This is a genomic window from Mitsuaria sp. TWR114, assembly GCF_007997345.1.
Map to the genome: position 1 here is coordinate 1 of NZ_VOSR01000524.1, position 13,996 is coordinate 13,996.

General features: G+C 68.8%; 10 protein-coding genes and 2 pseudogenes. 1 reads left to right on the top strand and 11 read right to left on the bottom strand.

Going from position 1 to position 13,996, the window contains the following annotated elements:
- The 7 genes and pseudogenes from FUT87_RS18395 to FUT87_RS31770 all read right to left on the bottom strand — a co-directional run.
- The coding region (locus FUT87_RS18395) for an XrtA system polysaccharide deacetylase (protein WP_147241963.1) at positions 1 to 673 on the bottom strand (673 nt) is incomplete at its 3' end.
- The gene (locus FUT87_RS18400) at positions 670 to 1,758 is read right to left on the bottom strand and encodes an XrtA/PEP-CTERM system-associated ATPase (RefSeq protein WP_091732840.1); all 1,089 of its coding nucleotides are present in this window, start codon (positions 1,756 to 1,758) and stop codon (positions 670 to 672) included. The genes FUT87_RS18395 and FUT87_RS18400, both read right to left, overlap by 4 nt.
- 13 nt (positions 1,759 to 1,771) lie before the next feature.
- The gene (locus FUT87_RS18405) at positions 1,772 to 3,343 is read right to left on the bottom strand and encodes a TIGR03016 family PEP-CTERM system-associated outer membrane protein (RefSeq protein ID WP_186830612.1); all 1,572 of its coding nucleotides are present in this window, start codon (positions 3,341 to 3,343) and stop codon (positions 1,772 to 1,774) included.
- 4 nt (positions 3,344 to 3,347) lie between these two features.
- Positions 3,348 to 4,325 (bottom strand): XrtA-associated tyrosine autokinase, encoded by a 978-nt coding sequence (locus FUT87_RS18410; RefSeq protein WP_147241958.1) that lies wholly within the window; start codon positions 4,323 to 4,325, stop codon positions 3,348 to 3,350.
- Between the two features lie 13 nt (positions 4,326 to 4,338).
- The gene (locus FUT87_RS18415) at positions 4,339 to 5,931 is read right to left on the bottom strand and encodes an XrtA system polysaccharide chain length determinant (RefSeq protein ID WP_091732827.1); all 1,593 of its coding nucleotides are present in this window, start codon (positions 5,929 to 5,931) and stop codon (positions 4,339 to 4,341) included.
- Between the two features lie 139 nt (positions 5,932 to 6,070).
- Positions 6,071 to 6,708, bottom strand: a pseudogene (locus FUT87_RS18420) (XrtA/PEP-CTERM system exopolysaccharide export protein).
- Between the two features lie 175 nt (positions 6,709 to 6,883).
- Positions 6,884 to 8,106, bottom strand: a pseudogene (locus tag FUT87_RS31770) (ThiF family adenylyltransferase).
- Between the two features lie 30 nt (positions 8,107 to 8,136).
- Here FUT87_RS31770 and FUT87_RS18430 point away from each other — a divergent pair.
- Entirely contained in the window at positions 8,137 to 9,093 is a 957-nt protein-coding gene (locus FUT87_RS18430; RefSeq protein WP_091732814.1) for a PEP-CTERM sorting domain-containing protein, read from the top strand.
- 122 nt (positions 9,094 to 9,215) lie between these two features.
- Here the strand turns inward: FUT87_RS18430 and FUT87_RS18435 are convergent, their stop codons facing one another.
- The 4 genes from FUT87_RS18435 to FUT87_RS30890 all read right to left on the bottom strand — a co-directional run.
- Complete coding sequence (locus FUT87_RS18435; RefSeq protein ID WP_186830613.1) at positions 9,216 to 10,556, bottom strand: TolC family protein; 1,341 nt, start codon at positions 10,554 to 10,556, stop codon at positions 9,216 to 9,218.
- A gap of 166 nt (positions 10,557 to 10,722) precedes the next feature.
- Positions 10,723 to 11,931, bottom strand: a complete 1,209-nt coding sequence (locus tag FUT87_RS18440; protein ID WP_147241965.1) for an HlyD family type I secretion periplasmic adaptor subunit — start codon at positions 11,929 to 11,931, stop codon at positions 10,723 to 10,725.
- A 10-nt stretch (positions 11,932 to 11,941) separates the two neighbouring features.
- Complete coding sequence (locus FUT87_RS18445; protein ID WP_310735254.1) at positions 11,942 to 13,873, bottom strand: type I secretion system permease/ATPase; 1,932 nt, start codon at positions 13,871 to 13,873, stop codon at positions 11,942 to 11,944.
- Positions 13,816 to 13,996, bottom strand: a 181-nt coding sequence (locus FUT87_RS30890; RefSeq protein WP_255511908.1) for a hypothetical protein, incomplete at its 5' end; no start/stop codon positions are given. The genes FUT87_RS18445 and FUT87_RS30890, both read right to left, overlap by 58 nt.

Consider the following 13,996-nt stretch of genomic DNA (forward strand, 5'->3'; position numbering starts at 1 on the left):
CCGCGCTGCGGCCCTCGATGCGGTTGAAGCGCTCGATCATCCAGCGGGTGACGCCGTAGGGCAGCAGCCGGAACCAGCCGCCGCCGCTGCTCGGGTAGTTCTTGCCCCGGAAGCGCAGCGTGGTCACCGGCACCTCGATCAGGCCGGGGCGCACCTCGTGGGCGAAGCGCGGCGCATCGGGCATGCCGTAGTGGTCGTGCTGGATCGGATAGACGCTGGAGCTGTAGCGGTAGCCGCAGTCGCGCAGCACGTCGAAGGCCCAGAGGTTGTCCTTGCCGATCGAGAAGCTCGGCGCGCGGTAGCCCTTGACCTCGACACCGCCCAGGTCCTCGAGCAGCGCCTTCGCGTCGCCGACGTCCTTCAGGAAGGAGGCGTGGTCCAGGTCGCTGGCGCGCTCATGGCCGAAGCCGTGGCTGGCGAGTTCATGGCCGCGCGCGACGATCTCGCGCACCAGCTGCGGATAGCGCTGCGCGATCCAGCCCAGCGTGAAGAAGGTCGCTTTCACGCCCTTCGCGTCGAGCAGGTCCAGGATGCGATGGACGTTGCGCTCGACGCGGCATTCGCGCGCGTCCCAGTCGCCGCGCGCGATGTAGGGCGCGAAGGCCGAGACCTGGAAGTAGTCCTCGACGTCGATGCTCATCGCATTGCGGATCACCGTGCGGTTCGGGCTCATCGCATCGCTCCCACCAGTTTCTGCAGCAGCGCCAGCGTCTGCTGGTTGATCCGTTCCAGTCGCATCAGGCTGTCCTCGATGCGCTGCAGCCGCGCGTCCTGGCCGTCCAGGCCCAGGCCGGCGAGTTCGTCGGCCAGCGCGCCGAGTTCGCCGTTCATGCCGCCCTGCCCCACCCGCGCGCGCAGCCGCGACAGGTCCAGGTCGACCGCCAGTTCCGCGCCGGACGCATGGCCGTTGAGTTCCGAGGCATGCAGCGCCGGCGCGGGCGCCGAGGCCGATTCCTTGGACAGGTCCTCGACCACCTCGTCGACATCGGCCGCGGTGAGGTGCGGGTTCTCGTGCATGAAGCCCAGCAGCAGCAGCCGGTCGCACAGCGTGTTGATGCGGCGCGGGATGCCGTGACTGGCACGGTGCAGTGCGGTGAAGGCGTCGGCGTCGAAGCTGGGCTTGCCGGCGGCGCCGGCGCACTTGAGGCGGTGCTCGATGTAGCGCTGGGTGTCCTCCTCGTCCAGCGGGCCGATGTGGCAGCTCGCCGCGATGCGCTGGCGGAACTGCTCCATCTCGGGCCGCTGCAGGATGGCGCGGAACTCCGGCTGCCCGACCAGGAAGGTCTGCACCAGCGACTGGTTGCCGAACTGGAAGTTGGACAGCATGCGCAGTTCCTCGACCGCGCGTGCGGTGAGGTTCTGCGCCTCGTCGACGATCAGCAGGCAGCGCTTGCCGCGGCTGGCCTCGCTGACGAAGAAGGCCTCCAGCGCCATCAGCAGCTCGCTCTTGGGCAGGTCCTTGACCCGCACGCCGAAGGCCGCGCCCACCAGGCGCAGCGTGTCCTCGGCATCCAGCTGGGTGGTGACGACATTGCCGATGACGACGTTGCTGCGGTTCAGGCTGTCGAGCAGCCCGCGCACCAGCGTCGTCTTGCCGGCGCCGATCTCGCCAGTGATGACGATGAAGCCGTCGCTGCGCAGCACGCCGTAGTCCAGATAGGCCTTGGCGCGGCGATGCTGCTTGCTGCCGAAGTAGAAGCTGGGGTCGGGACTGAGCTGGAACGGCTTGCTGGCCAGCCCGTAGAAGGCCTCGTACATGACGGTGACTGCTTTAGAAGCGCTGGGTCAGCGATGCGTAGATCGCGTGTTCCTGATAGCTGTTGGCGAACAGGCTGGTGTCGTCGAACTTCGTCTGGCGCAGGCCGAAGGCGGCATCGCTGCGCGGCCCCAGCCGGAGCGTGAGGTTGGCGGTCAGCGACCGCATGTCGTTGCCACCGACGCCGTCGCCGCGGGAGTTCTGCCGCGAGTAGCTCAGGTTGGCATTGGCCAGCGGGGTGAGGCGGTAGCCGACCGAAACCGTCGCGCCGCGCTGGCGCACCCGGTCGGTCAGGGCCAGGTCGCCGCTGCCCGTCGGGGCGGTGTTGATGCGCCGGCTGTTGTTGTCGTTGGCGCTGAAGGTCGTGGTGAGCCGCGGGCCGCTCCAGATCAGCGACACGTCGGTGCGGCGCTGCAGCGTCGCGGTGTTGCTCAGGAAACCGGCGCCGCTGAACGAGTTCGGGCTCAGGCCCAGCGCCGCCAGCAGCGCGCGCACCAGCGCGTCGCGCTTGACCGGGTCCGGCTCGGTGCCGCTGAACTGCAGGTCCAGCAGCTGGTAGTTGGTGGCCTGCGTCGGCGTCTCGCCGGTGTTGACGCTCTGGCTGCTGTTGACCCGCAGCGCGAGCTGCGACATGCGGTGCTCGAAGCTCAGGTTGTGGCTGTTGCCGTAGCTGTGGTGCTGCCAGTCGGCGGCCAGCTTGGTCCGCGGCCCCGGCGACCAGCGCAGGTTGGCGCCGTAGACCGAGGTGGTCTCCGGGCCGAAGTAGTCGCTGCGCTCGCGCCCGCCAGTGACGCCCAGCATCCAGTCGATGTCGGGCACCCAGTTCAACGAGCCCACCACGCTGGTGGTGCGGTAGTCGATGCCGGTCTGCTCGAAATGCATGCGGCTGGTGGAGGCGTTGAGCCCCCAGTTGAGCTGGCGCCCGGCCGGGCCGGCCAGGTTCAGCATCAGCGAGCCTTCCTTGCTGTTGCCGCTGCCGCTGGCCGCGCCGGCACCGCCCTCGCTGGAGTCGCGCATCTGGCCGGTGGCCCGCAGCTCGAAGGTCGCGGCGCTGCCCAGCCGCCCGCGCCAGTACGGCGAGACCTGCAGCATGCGGGTCTCGGTGCGGTTGGGGCTGTCCAGCGTGCCGTCGGGCGACTGCTGGCCGAAGGCCGAGATCGCCTGCTGGCTGATGTTGCCGGTGACGTCGACGTACAGCGCCGTCTGCACCAGCTCCGCGGTGAAGCGGGTGCTGAGCTGGTTCTGGAGCCGGCTGTCGCGCTCGCTCTTGGCGTAGACGATGCCGTCGAGCGTGTAGTCGAAGCTGCCGCGGATCGCGCCGCTGCTGCTGGCGATCGTCACCCCCGGCGAGACGGTGGTGATGAAGGCGCGGTCGCGCGAGTTGTCGGGCGACAGCGCGAGGTTGTCGGTCCAGGTCTCCGAGACGCTGATCCGCGGGATCACCGCGATGCCCTTGCGCGATCCGCCGGCGGACGCGGCCTCCTCCTGCGCGACGGCGGGCGCCTGCGCCACGGCGGCGACCAGGCCCAGCGCGGCCAGGGCGACCCGGGACAGCGGCCGGCGGCGAAGGTCGAAGGCCCGCGTCATCGTGTCAGGCCCGGTCCGCGCCGGGTTGCGCGTCGCCCTGGCCGTCGGCCTGGCCATAGCCGTAACCGTAGCCATACCCGTAGCCGTAGCCATAGCCGTAGCCGCTACTGCGCTTGTTGCTGGCCTGGTTGAGCAGCAGCATCTTGAGCGGGCAGTGCTCGATGGCCGCGACGGCCTGCTGCACCGCGCTCTGCGGCGTGCGCTCGGCCTGCACGACGATGACGACCTGGCCCATGTGCGTGGCCAGCACCCGCGACTCGGTGGTCAGCAGCAGCGGCGGGCTGTCGAAGATGATGATCCGGTCCGGATAACGCTTGGCCATGTCGTCCAGCAACGCGCTCATCGCGTCGCTGGCCAGCAGCTCGGTGGCGCGCGAGTGCGGGCGGCCGCTGGGCAGCAGCGTCAGCTTGTCGACGTTGGTCTTGAGCAGGACGCTGGCCATGTCGGCCTCCTTCTCCAGCACGTCCAGCAGGCCGGGGCCGGGCGGCAGGCCCAGCATGCGCAGCATCGACGGGCGGGCGACGTCGGCGTCGACCAGCATCACGGTGTTGTCGAACTCGGCCGCGATCGACATGGCCAGGTTCAGGGAGGTGAAGCTCTTGCCCTCGCCGGGCAGCGCGCTGGTCACCATGATCAGGTTGGCGTGATTGAGGGTCGAGGCACCCTTGTTCATCGCGTTGCGGATCAGCGGGCGCTTGATGTTGCGGTACTGGTCCGCCATCACCGTGCGCGGCGCGTTCGGCGTCAGGAAGCCCTGCGCCGCGAGCGCGTCCAGGTCGAGCTCGACCCGCTTGGAACTCACGTCGCCGGGCGATCGGATCACCGCCGGGGCCGGGATCGGCACCACGGTCGCGGGCGCGGCCGACGCCGAGGTTGGTGTCGGCGTCACCGCCGGCGCGGCCGCGGTGGCCAGGCCGACGTCGACGCCGGCCTGCTTGAGTTGCTCGAGCCGCTGCGCGGCTTGTTCGATCAGGCTCGTCATGCGAAAACTCCCCTCACCCGGCCTGGCGGCTGATCCAGATGGCCATGCCGATCAGGCCCATGGCGTACAGGCTGACCAGGCTGCCCGACGCGACGCCGAAGCGCAGCAGGTCCACCTTGACGCGGCGCCGGTCCTCCGGCGTTTCCTGGCGCGAGACGGCGCCCAGGATCGGCAGCTCCAGTCGGTGGCGCAGTTCGTTGAGGTCGTGGAACACCGGGCGGATCTGGCTGGCCGCGAAGGCGGTGACCAGGCCGGCGCCGAGCGCCACCACCATGCCGGCGGCCAGCAGCATCAGCCGGTTCGGCGCCACCGGCTTGGGCGAGGCGCGCGGCGGGTCGATGATGCGGAAGTCGGCGACGCCCGAGGTGTTGTCCAGGTCGGTCGACAGCGAGGCCGATTCGCGGCGCTCCACCATCTCCTGGTAGTTCTTCTTGATGATGTCGTAGTCGCGGTTGAGCTGGGCGAACTCGGCCTCGAGCTGCGGCGCCAGCTTGATCGCGCCCTGCGCGGAGGCGTAGCGCGCGCCGAATTCGTCGACGCGGGCGCGGATCTGCGCCACCTCGACCTCCTTGGCGGCCAGGATGCGGGCCAGCTCCTGGTTGGCCAGGCTGTCATTGGGGCCGCCGGTGGGCACCGGGTTGGCCAGCGCGGCCTTCTGCAGGTCGGCCACTTCCCGCTTGCGCTGCTCTTCCAGGTCGCGGATCTGGCGCTTGATGTTGACGATGTCCGGATGCTGGTCGGTGTAGCGCTGCTGCAGCTGGTCCAGGCTGCGCTTGAGCTCGGCGATGCGGTTGTCCAGCTCGGGCGTCGCGAACTTCTGCGAGCTCTCCTGCATCAGGCTCTGCAGGCTGGTGCCGGGCTGGCTGCGCTTGCGCTCCATCTCGATCTGCAGCCGGGCGGCGTCGCGGGCGTTCATCGCCTCGCGCAGCTGCAGCCGGGCGGCCTCGAGCTGGTTGCTGGCCTCGGCCAGGCGCGACGCGGCGTCCTTGCCGTCGGCCTGCGTCAGCTGCAGGTTGCGCAGCCGGAATTCCTTGCGCCGCGCTTCGGCCTCCTCGAGCTTGGTCTCGTAGGTCTTGATCTGCTCGTTCAGGAAGGCCGCGGCGGTGGTGCTGTCCTTGCGGCTGGCGCCCAGGCTGGACTCCATGAAGATCGACAGCAGCGAGGCGACGACCTTCTTGGAGATCTCCGGCGAGGAGTCGCGGTAGGACAGCAGGTACAGGTTGTTGGCCGAGTTGCCGGCGGTCTGGATCGAGAGGTTGCGCGTGACCCGGTCGATCAGCGCTTCCTGGTCGGACTTGCTGGTGGCCTTGAGGTCCAGGTCGGCCATGCGGACCAGCTTCTCGACGTTGGGGCGGCTGATCAGCGTGCGGCTGAGCATGTTGACCTGCTGCTCGGTGTTGGTCAGCACGGCCATGCCGGACATCAGCGGCTTGAGGATGGATTGGGTGTCCACGTAGACGCGGGCGCTGGCCTCGTAGCGGTCGGGCACGACGAACACCACGATGGCGGCGGCGATGCCCACCAGCCAGGCGGCGATCAGCCCCGGCCAGCGGTAGCGCCACATCCGCTTGAAGACGGCCATCAATTGCGCGATGAGGGAATCCATGCGGCGATCTCGGTTGCGCCGGCGTCGGCGCCGGTCGAGGCCCGGTCGGGAACGGGCCGGTACTTCGGGAAACGGGCGGGACTGGCCGGGACCGGACCGGGCCGTCGCGCCGCGGGCGCGCGGACCGACCGGGCGGCGGTCAGAAGAAGCTCTGCGGAATGATCAGGATGTCGCCCGGGCGCATCTCGACGTTGGCGGAGACGTCGCCGCGACGGATCAGGTCCTTCAGACGCACCGAGTACTGCTTGTTGCCCTCGGCGGTGCGCAGGATGGTGGCGGAGTTGCCGGCCGCGAAATCGGTCAGGCCGCCGACGGCGATCATCACGTCCAGCAGCGTCATCTTCTGCTTGTAGGGCAGGAACTGCGGCTTGGCGGCCTCGCCCACGACGCGGATCTGCTCGCTGTACGGGCCGATGAAGCTGGTGACGATCACGGTGACGACCGGATCGCGCACGTACTTGCCGAGCTGCTTCTCGATGTCGCGGGCGATCTCGACCGAGTTCTTGCCCTGCACCGGCAGCTCGTCGATCAGCGGGGCGGCGATCTTGCCGTCGGGACGCACGGGCACGGTCAGCGACAGCTCCGGATTGCGCCACACGATGATGTTGAGGTTGTCGCCGGCGCGACCACGTAGCTGTAGTCGGCCTGCGAGGCGGACACCGGCGCGGGCGGCAGGCTGCCGGTGGTCGAGCAGCCGGCCAGCACCGTGGCGATGGCCAGCAGCGCGGTCTGTGCCGCCTTGATGGAAGCGATCTTCAGTCCAGTGTTCTTCAACATGTCCACCCCTGCAGGAAGCTGCCCGGATTGCACCTCAGCGCGCCCGGGTGTGGAACCCCCTGGACTGAGGGCGATCCCTTCCTGACGTGATGGAATTCCGTGCTAGCGGAGCCCCCCGAATCCCCCTGCGGGGGGCCCTCGAATCCCTCCTGGATCGACCGGGAAAACCCCCGGTTCAGCGCCCGCGGAGCACCGGCTTGATCAGCGCGATCAGCAGGCGCTGCAGCGGATGGGAATTTCCGCCGGGCCGCCAGGTGTGCTTGAGCGTGCCGCGATAGGCATCGAAATGCATGCCCCAGGGCGCCGCGCGCAAGGGACCGCGATTCAGCAGCAGCTTCAGCACATTCGTGCCCATGACGCCGGCGCACAACTCGCAGGCCATGCCGGTCGACGGGCCGCGCCGTTCCTTGAAATTCACCGCCTCGGGGTCCACCAGATACTGCCGGCTGAGCATGGCCGGCGATACCCCGGCGATGAAGCGCGCATATTGCTCCTCGTGCGCCGCGCCCTCGACCTGGAAATAGTCCTCGAAACTCATCCCGGTGGGGCTGAAGTAGAGGAAGGCGGTGCCCATGCCCAGAGGAGCGGCGGTCATCGCGGGAATGCCCAGTTCGCGGCAGCGGCGAAACACCTTGCGGCGCACCTCCAGCACGAAGAAGTCGAGGCTGTCGACATACACGTCGACATCCTTCAGGAATTCATCGAGGTTGGCGTCGGTGACGCCGTCGCGGAACAGGCGGATATCGCTTTCCGGATTGATGTCGCGGGCCATTTCGGCGACGACCTCGATCTTGGCCGGCCCATCGACGACATGAAGGCCGCGGCTTGCCGATTCATGTTGTGGACGTCGAATTCATCGAAGTCGGCGATATTGAAATTGGCGATCCCCAGACGCGACAAGGTCAGTACATGGGCGCCGCCGACGCCACCCAATCCGGCCACCGCGACGCGGGCGCGCCGCAGCCGCTGCTGTTCATCCCGGGTGACCCAGCCGATATTGCGCGAGAAGGCGCGGTCGTAATCGAAAGTAAAACCGGAGGGGGTGTCGCGGCTCATGGGGTCTCCCTGTATTCGAATCGCGTCCGCCGGCTCGCGGGACCGGTCTGCGGGACGCTGCCGCCGAGTATGCGCCTGCCGCCCTGACGGCCATCGGCCGAAAAACGGGACGAGAGCCCGCGCCGATCGCCCTCGGCCACACCCCTGCCCCACGCGTCGCGACACCCCCTCGACACCCCCCGAAATGTGGGCCAGACCGCTGTCGAAAAACTTGACAGCAAGCGCCGAGGATTCCCGCATCCGATTACCAAGTCCTTGATTCACAAGGATGAAAGTGCATTGGCACGGTCCTCGCTTTGATCCCGGGCAAGAAGCCGGCACGTGCCGCTTCCTAACGTGCATCTGGCAAGACGCATCCTCAAGGAGAGACACATGTTCAAGCAAGCAAAGCTCGCACTGGCCGCCACCGCGCTGGCCGCTGCGACGTTGCCGGCGATGGCGGCCCCGCTGTACATCAACACCGGCCAGGACTTCCGTCCGGAGCCGAACGGCTCGACGAACACCACCGTGTTCGACCAACTGGGTTACAGCGGCACGCTGGCGACCTCGATCTACCTGGGTTCGCCGGCCACGCCCGGCACCACGGTGATCGACACCAACATCCCGTCCGTGATGAACGGCTACGGCTTCAGCGCCGGCACCAAGCCCACGCTGAGCGGCGGCACCGCCTCGTTCAACTATCCGAACGCGCCGGCGCAGACCAACATCGACTCGCTGAACAACCCGCAGAACCCGACCGACCTGAACGGCTTCGTCGGTGGCGTGGGCTTCCCGGCCTACGGCTTCGGCAACGTCGGCGGCCTGGGCGGCGCCTGGGGCCTGACCTACCAGTACGAGATCCAGGGCGTGACCGTGGACGGCAACGGCGACGGCGTCTCCGACTTCGTCCGCTACAACACCGGCGTGTTCAAGGTGTTCTACCAGAGCGCGGCGACCGACCCGAACAACGGCAAGGAAGTCCTGCGTCTGATCGTCACCGGTTCGGACATCCAGCTGACCAACCTGAATGTCAGCGGCTACGTTGACTACAGCTACGCGGGCGGCGACACCTTCATCCAGAACTTCTTCAACTCTGGTGACGGTCTGGGCACGCTGTACAGCAACTGGCTGAACAACAACATCTCGGTGAGCTGGGTGCTGGACACCAACGTCGATCCCCCGATCCCGACCCCGGACCAGCTGTGGAACGCTGGCGGCGGCCTGATCCGTCAGTCGACGCTGGACGGCTCCCTGGTGATCAACGTGCCGGAACCGGGCTCCCTGGCCCTGGTCGGCCTGGCCCTGGCGGGCCTGGGCTTCGCCCAGCGCCGCCGCGCCCTGCGCAAGTAATCTCGGCTTCGGCTGAATGCGAAAACCGCCCTTCGGGGCGGTTTTTTTCTTTGGGGCGACGCGAGGGGCCGGACGGGCATGCGCTCCACATCGCGGCGAGCCCGCGCTTTGCCGCTCCGCGATCAACGCAACGGCGTCACGACCCCCCGACCCTGGGACCAGATGATCGCCACCACCTGCTGGGCGTCGTACAGCGCGTTCACGTGGGCGACCCGCATCGAGTAGTAATCGCCTTCCGCGGCCATCACGTCGAACAGGGAGCGCTTGCCGAGCTGCTGCCACTGCTGGAGCGTAAAGCCGCGGACGCGTTCGCTGTTGCGCAGGATGTCGACCAGCCGCCGCGAGCGGTCCAGCGACGAGGACGCCGCCTCGTACATCTCCTGCACGCGATAGCGCTTGGCCTCGATGGTCTCGTCGCGCTGCAGCGAAGCCGCCTGGGCGCGCCGGCGCGCCGAGGTCAGCGCCGAGTCGGCGCCCGGCTGCACGATCGGGATGTTGACCGTCACGCCGCCGATCCAGTCGGTCTGGCGGGCCTGGCCCACCGTCGAGTTGCCCGACACCAGCAGGCTCACGCTGGGCTGCTGCCCGGCGCGCACCGATTCCGCGTAGCTGCGCTGCGCCTGCGCCTGGGCCGAGGCGGCCGCCACGTCGGGCGACACCATCACGTCGGCCAGCATCTCGTTGAGGTCGGGCAGGCGCGCCAGCACCGCGCTCATCGCTGCGCCGCGCGGCAGCTCGTCGCCGACGAAGCGCTTCAGGCGCACCTCGGTCTGGCGCAGCGCGGACGTGGTCTGTTCATAGGACAGGTCGGCCTGCTGCAGGCTCTTCTGCGCCTGCACCAGCTCGCTGGCGCGGCCGCGGTCGGCCTTGGTGATGATGTCCAGCGCCTCGACCAGGCAGGCCATCTTGCGCACGTACTGGCTGTAGACCTGCGCCTGCAGCTGATAGCGGCCGCGGTCCAGCGCCAGCGACACCGTCTGCAGCGCGACCTGTTCCTCGGCGCTCGACTGCCCGAAGCGCGCGGCCTCGAGGAGCTGAGACTTCCATTCGGTCAGCTTGGTGATGCGGCCCGAGTCGTAGATCGGCGCGGTCACGCTCAGCGAGCCGCGTCCCTGCAGGCCGCTCGAGTGGTTGCCGGGGCCGTCGCCCGGCAGCACGGTGCCGGTGTGGGCGGCCGACAGGCCCAGCGTCACCGTGGGCAGGCGCTGCGCCTTGGCTTCCTGGTAGTCGGCCTCCGCGGCCAAGGTCAGCAGCCGGGTCGCGCCCAGCGCCTTGCTGCGATTGAGCGCGCGGTTGACGAGCTCCTGCAGCTGCGAGCGCGGGTCGGCATCACCGACATCGAGCAACGCGGTGTCCTTGGCCGAGAGCTGCGCGGGCGGCAGCGTGCGCTCGTCCGAGCAGCGGCTCGGCGGCGGATCCTGCGCCCAGACAGGTGCGCTGAAGCTGGCGAGCGCCGTCAGCACGACGGCTGCGCCGGCGCTCAGGCGAAAGATGGAGGTACGCCGCGGGCTCCGGCGTGGAGTCGAGATGGTCATGGTCACGCGTACTGCAAGCAATTTCCCATGCCCTCTACTGGACCAGCTTGGCGGCAAACCGAAGCGCCGATAAGGCGGCGCCGGACCGGCCAGTTCAGCGCTCTCGCAGCGCCTCTTTCGACTTCATCATCGGGCGCAACAAGTAGCTCAGCACCGAGCGCTCGCCGGTGCGGATATCCACCATCGCCGTCATGCCGGGGATGACCGGCAGCGGCTCGCCCTTGGCGCGCAGCGTGTTGTGCTCGGCGGTGATCAGCACCCGGTAGTAGGTGCCTTCGTTGTTCTTCTCGGTCTCGCCCAGGGCGTCGGGGCTGACGTACTCGATCTTGCCGTGCAGGCCGCCGTTGACGTTGAAGTCGTAGCCGTTGAGCTTGACGATCGCCGTCTGCCCGACCTGCACGTAACCGATGTCCTTGGGCTTGATGCGCGCCTCGACCAGGATGCGGGGACCGATCGGCACGATCTCCATGATCGGCGAGCCGGAGGTGATCACCCCGCCGACCGTGTTCATCTTGATGTTCTTGACCAGGCCCTTGACCGGCGACTTCAGTACCGAGCGCGTGACCGCGTCGCGGCGCACGACCAGTTGCTCGTCGAGCTGCGCCAGGTCGGTCTGCGCCTTGGACAGCTCCGTGCTGGCGTCCTGGCGGAAACGGCTGATGCGCTCGTTGCGCTGCTGCTGGAGTTCGTTGACCTGGCGCGTGACGCGCATCACCTCGACGTTGGACATCAGGCCCTTGGACGCCATGTCCTGCGCCATCTTCTGCTCGGTGGCGAGCAGGCCGATGCTGCGGTTGATGCTGGACGTCGCCTCGTCGAGCACGCGGCGGCGGGTGTCGAAGACCTCGCTCTCGCTGTCGACCAGGCGCTGCACGCCCTTGACCTCGTCGGGGAACTTCAGCGGCACGCCCAGCGCCTCGGCGCGCAGCCGCGCCACCTGCGCCATCAGGCCCAGGCGCTTGGCCTGGCTCTCGTTCTCGGCGGCCTCGGCGCGGGTGGGATCGAGCTCGGCCAGCGCCTGGCCGGCCTCGACTTCCTCGCCTTCATGCACCAGCAGCTTGCCCAGCGTGCCGGACTCCAGGCTGGCGATGACCTGCTCCTTGCCGTCGGGCACGATGCGCGCGTCGCTGCGGGTGACCTCGTCGACGGTGGCGATCGAGGACCAGACCAGCCCCACCAGCAGCACGGCCGCCATCAGGTACAGGGCCCAGACGGCGCGCGGCAGCGGCTCATCGATCAGCGCCGACTGGACGCTGCTGACGAACAAACCTTCTTCGCGGCTGAGGGTGGTGGACTTGGACATGGCGCGAAGCTCAGACGGACGCGGCGCGGTTCATGGCCTGCGCGGCCGGATGCACGTGGACGGGAGCGCCCTGCGGCGCCTGGCCCGGCTGCGGTTGCGGCTGGGCGGGCTGCTGGCCCGGCGGGCGGGCGCCGGACAGCGCGGCCAGGACCTGGTCGCGCGGACCGTCCATGACCAGCCGGCCGCTGTCGACGACGACGATGCGCGAGACCAGCTCCAGCACCGCCGGGCGGTGCGTGACCATGATCAGCGTGCAGCTGCCGGCGGCGTCGCGCAGCTGACGCAGGAAGGCGATCTCGGACTGCGCGTCCATCGAGCTGGTGGGCTCGTCCATCAGCAGGATCTGCGGCTTGGTGACCAGGCTGCGCGCGAGCGCGACCAGCTGGCGCTGGCCGCCAGAGAGCAGCGAGCCCATCTCGCCGACCGGCAGGTCCCAGCCCATCGGATGGCCGGCGACGACGCGGTCCAGGCCCGTCAGCTTGGCGACCTCGACCAGGCGTTGCGCATCGACATGGCGGCCCATCAGCACGTTGTCGCGCAGCGTGCCGTGGAAGAGCCGCGGCTCCTGCGACACGAAACCGACCTTGCCGCGGAACTCCGCCGGGTCGACCTGGCGCAGGTCGATGCCGTCGATCTCGACATTGCCCTCGGTCGGCTGGTACAGGCCCGCCAGCATGCGCAGCACGGTGGACTTGCCGCTGCCGATGCGGCCCAGGATCGCGATGCGCTCGCCCGGCTGCACCCGCATCGTCACGTTGCGCAGCACCTTGGGCGACTGGGCATCGCCCTGCGCCGGATAGGAGAAGCCGATGTCGTTCAGGCCGATGCGGCCGGTGATCTGGTTCAGCGGGACGTAGTTGCGGGTGGAGTCGCGCTCCACCGGCGCGCTCATCACCGAGTTCAGCGACAGCATCGCCGCGCGCGCGCCCTGGTAGCGGGTGGCCAGGCTCACCAGGCTGTTCAGCGGCACCGTGGCGCGGCCGGCGAACATGACGGCGCCGATCAGCGCGCCGGCGCTGATGACGCTCTCGTTGATCAGGTAGACGCCCCAGACCAGCATCACCAGGTTGATCGCCTGCTGCATGGTCATCGAGATGTTCATGCTCCAGCTGGCCATCGTGCGGGCGCGCAGCGCGGACTCGGCGACGATGGCGGTGCTGTGCTCGTAACGGCGCAGGAAGCGGCCCTCGGCGCCGGTGGTCTTGAGGTCCTCCAGGCCTTCGAGCGCCTCGACCAGCGTGCCGTGCAGGTCGGCCGACTCGGTCATGTTGGTGCGCATCGCGCGGCGCAGGTAGCCCTGGATGCCGAAGCTCATCAGGAGCATCAGCGGGATCGCGATCATCAGCACCCAGCCCAGCGGGCCGCCGATGATGAAGGTCATCGCGACGAACAGGATCACGAACGGCAGGTCGGTCAGGACCGACATCGTGGCCGAGGTGAAGAAGTCGCGCACCACCTCGACCTGGGCCAGGTAATGCGCATAGGAGCCGGCCGACGCGGGGCGATGCTCCATCCGCACGCCCAGCGTCTGGCGGAACAGCTTGGCGCCGACGATCAGGTCGGTCTTGCGGCCGGCCAGGTCGATCAGGTGGGCGCGCAGCTGGCGGGCGAACAGGTCGAAGACCAGCGCCAGCCCGGCGCCGACGGCCAGCGTCCACAGCGTGACGAAGGCCTGGTGCGGGATGACCTTGTCGTAGATGACCGAGGTCACCAGGCCCGACACCATCATGAGCACGTTGCTCAGCAGCGCGGCCAGCATGGCCGAGCGGTAGTAGGGAATGAAGCGCTTGAGCGTGCCGAACAGCCAGTGCGAATCGGCCTGCAGCAGCGGGGTCTCGTCCTGGGCGCCGGCGATCGGCTTGGCCTGCGACACCTCCTGCGGCGTCACCGCCAGGATGAAACCGCTGTATTCCTGGTCCAGTTCCGCGGCGGGGCCACGCAGCTGGCGGCCTCCGGGCCGGGGAAGACGACCTCGTAGCGCACGCCGCCGGCGGCATCGTCGTCCAGGCGCCGCACCAGCACGCAGGCATCGCCGCCGTTGAGCAGCAGCACCGCGGGCAGCAGC

Bases quoted from the DNA above. Each gene is read 5' to 3' on its own strand.
- FUT87_RS18400 (WP_091732840.1), bottom strand. From the start codon at position 1,758: ATGTACGAGGCCTTCTACGGGCTGGCCAGCAAGCCGTTCCAGCTCAGT.
- FUT87_RS18415 (WP_091732827.1), bottom strand. From the start codon at position 5,931: ATGGATTCCCTCATCGCGCAATTGATGGCCGTCTTCAAGCGGATGTGG.
- FUT87_RS18410 (WP_147241958.1), bottom strand. From the start codon at position 4,325: ATGACGAGCCTGATCGAACAAGCCGCGCAGCGGCTCGAGCAACTCAAG.
- FUT87_RS18430 (WP_091732814.1), top strand. From the start codon at position 8,137: ATGTTCAAGCAAGCAAAGCTCGCACTGGCCGCCACCGCGCTGGCCGCT.
- FUT87_RS18440 (WP_147241965.1), bottom strand. From the start codon at position 11,931: ATGTCCAAGTCCACCACCCTCAGCCGCGAAGAAGGTTTGTTCGTCAGC.
- FUT87_RS18405 (WP_186830612.1), bottom strand. From the start codon at position 3,343: ATGACGCGGGCCTTCGACCTTCGCCGCCGGCCGCTGTCCCGGGTCGCC.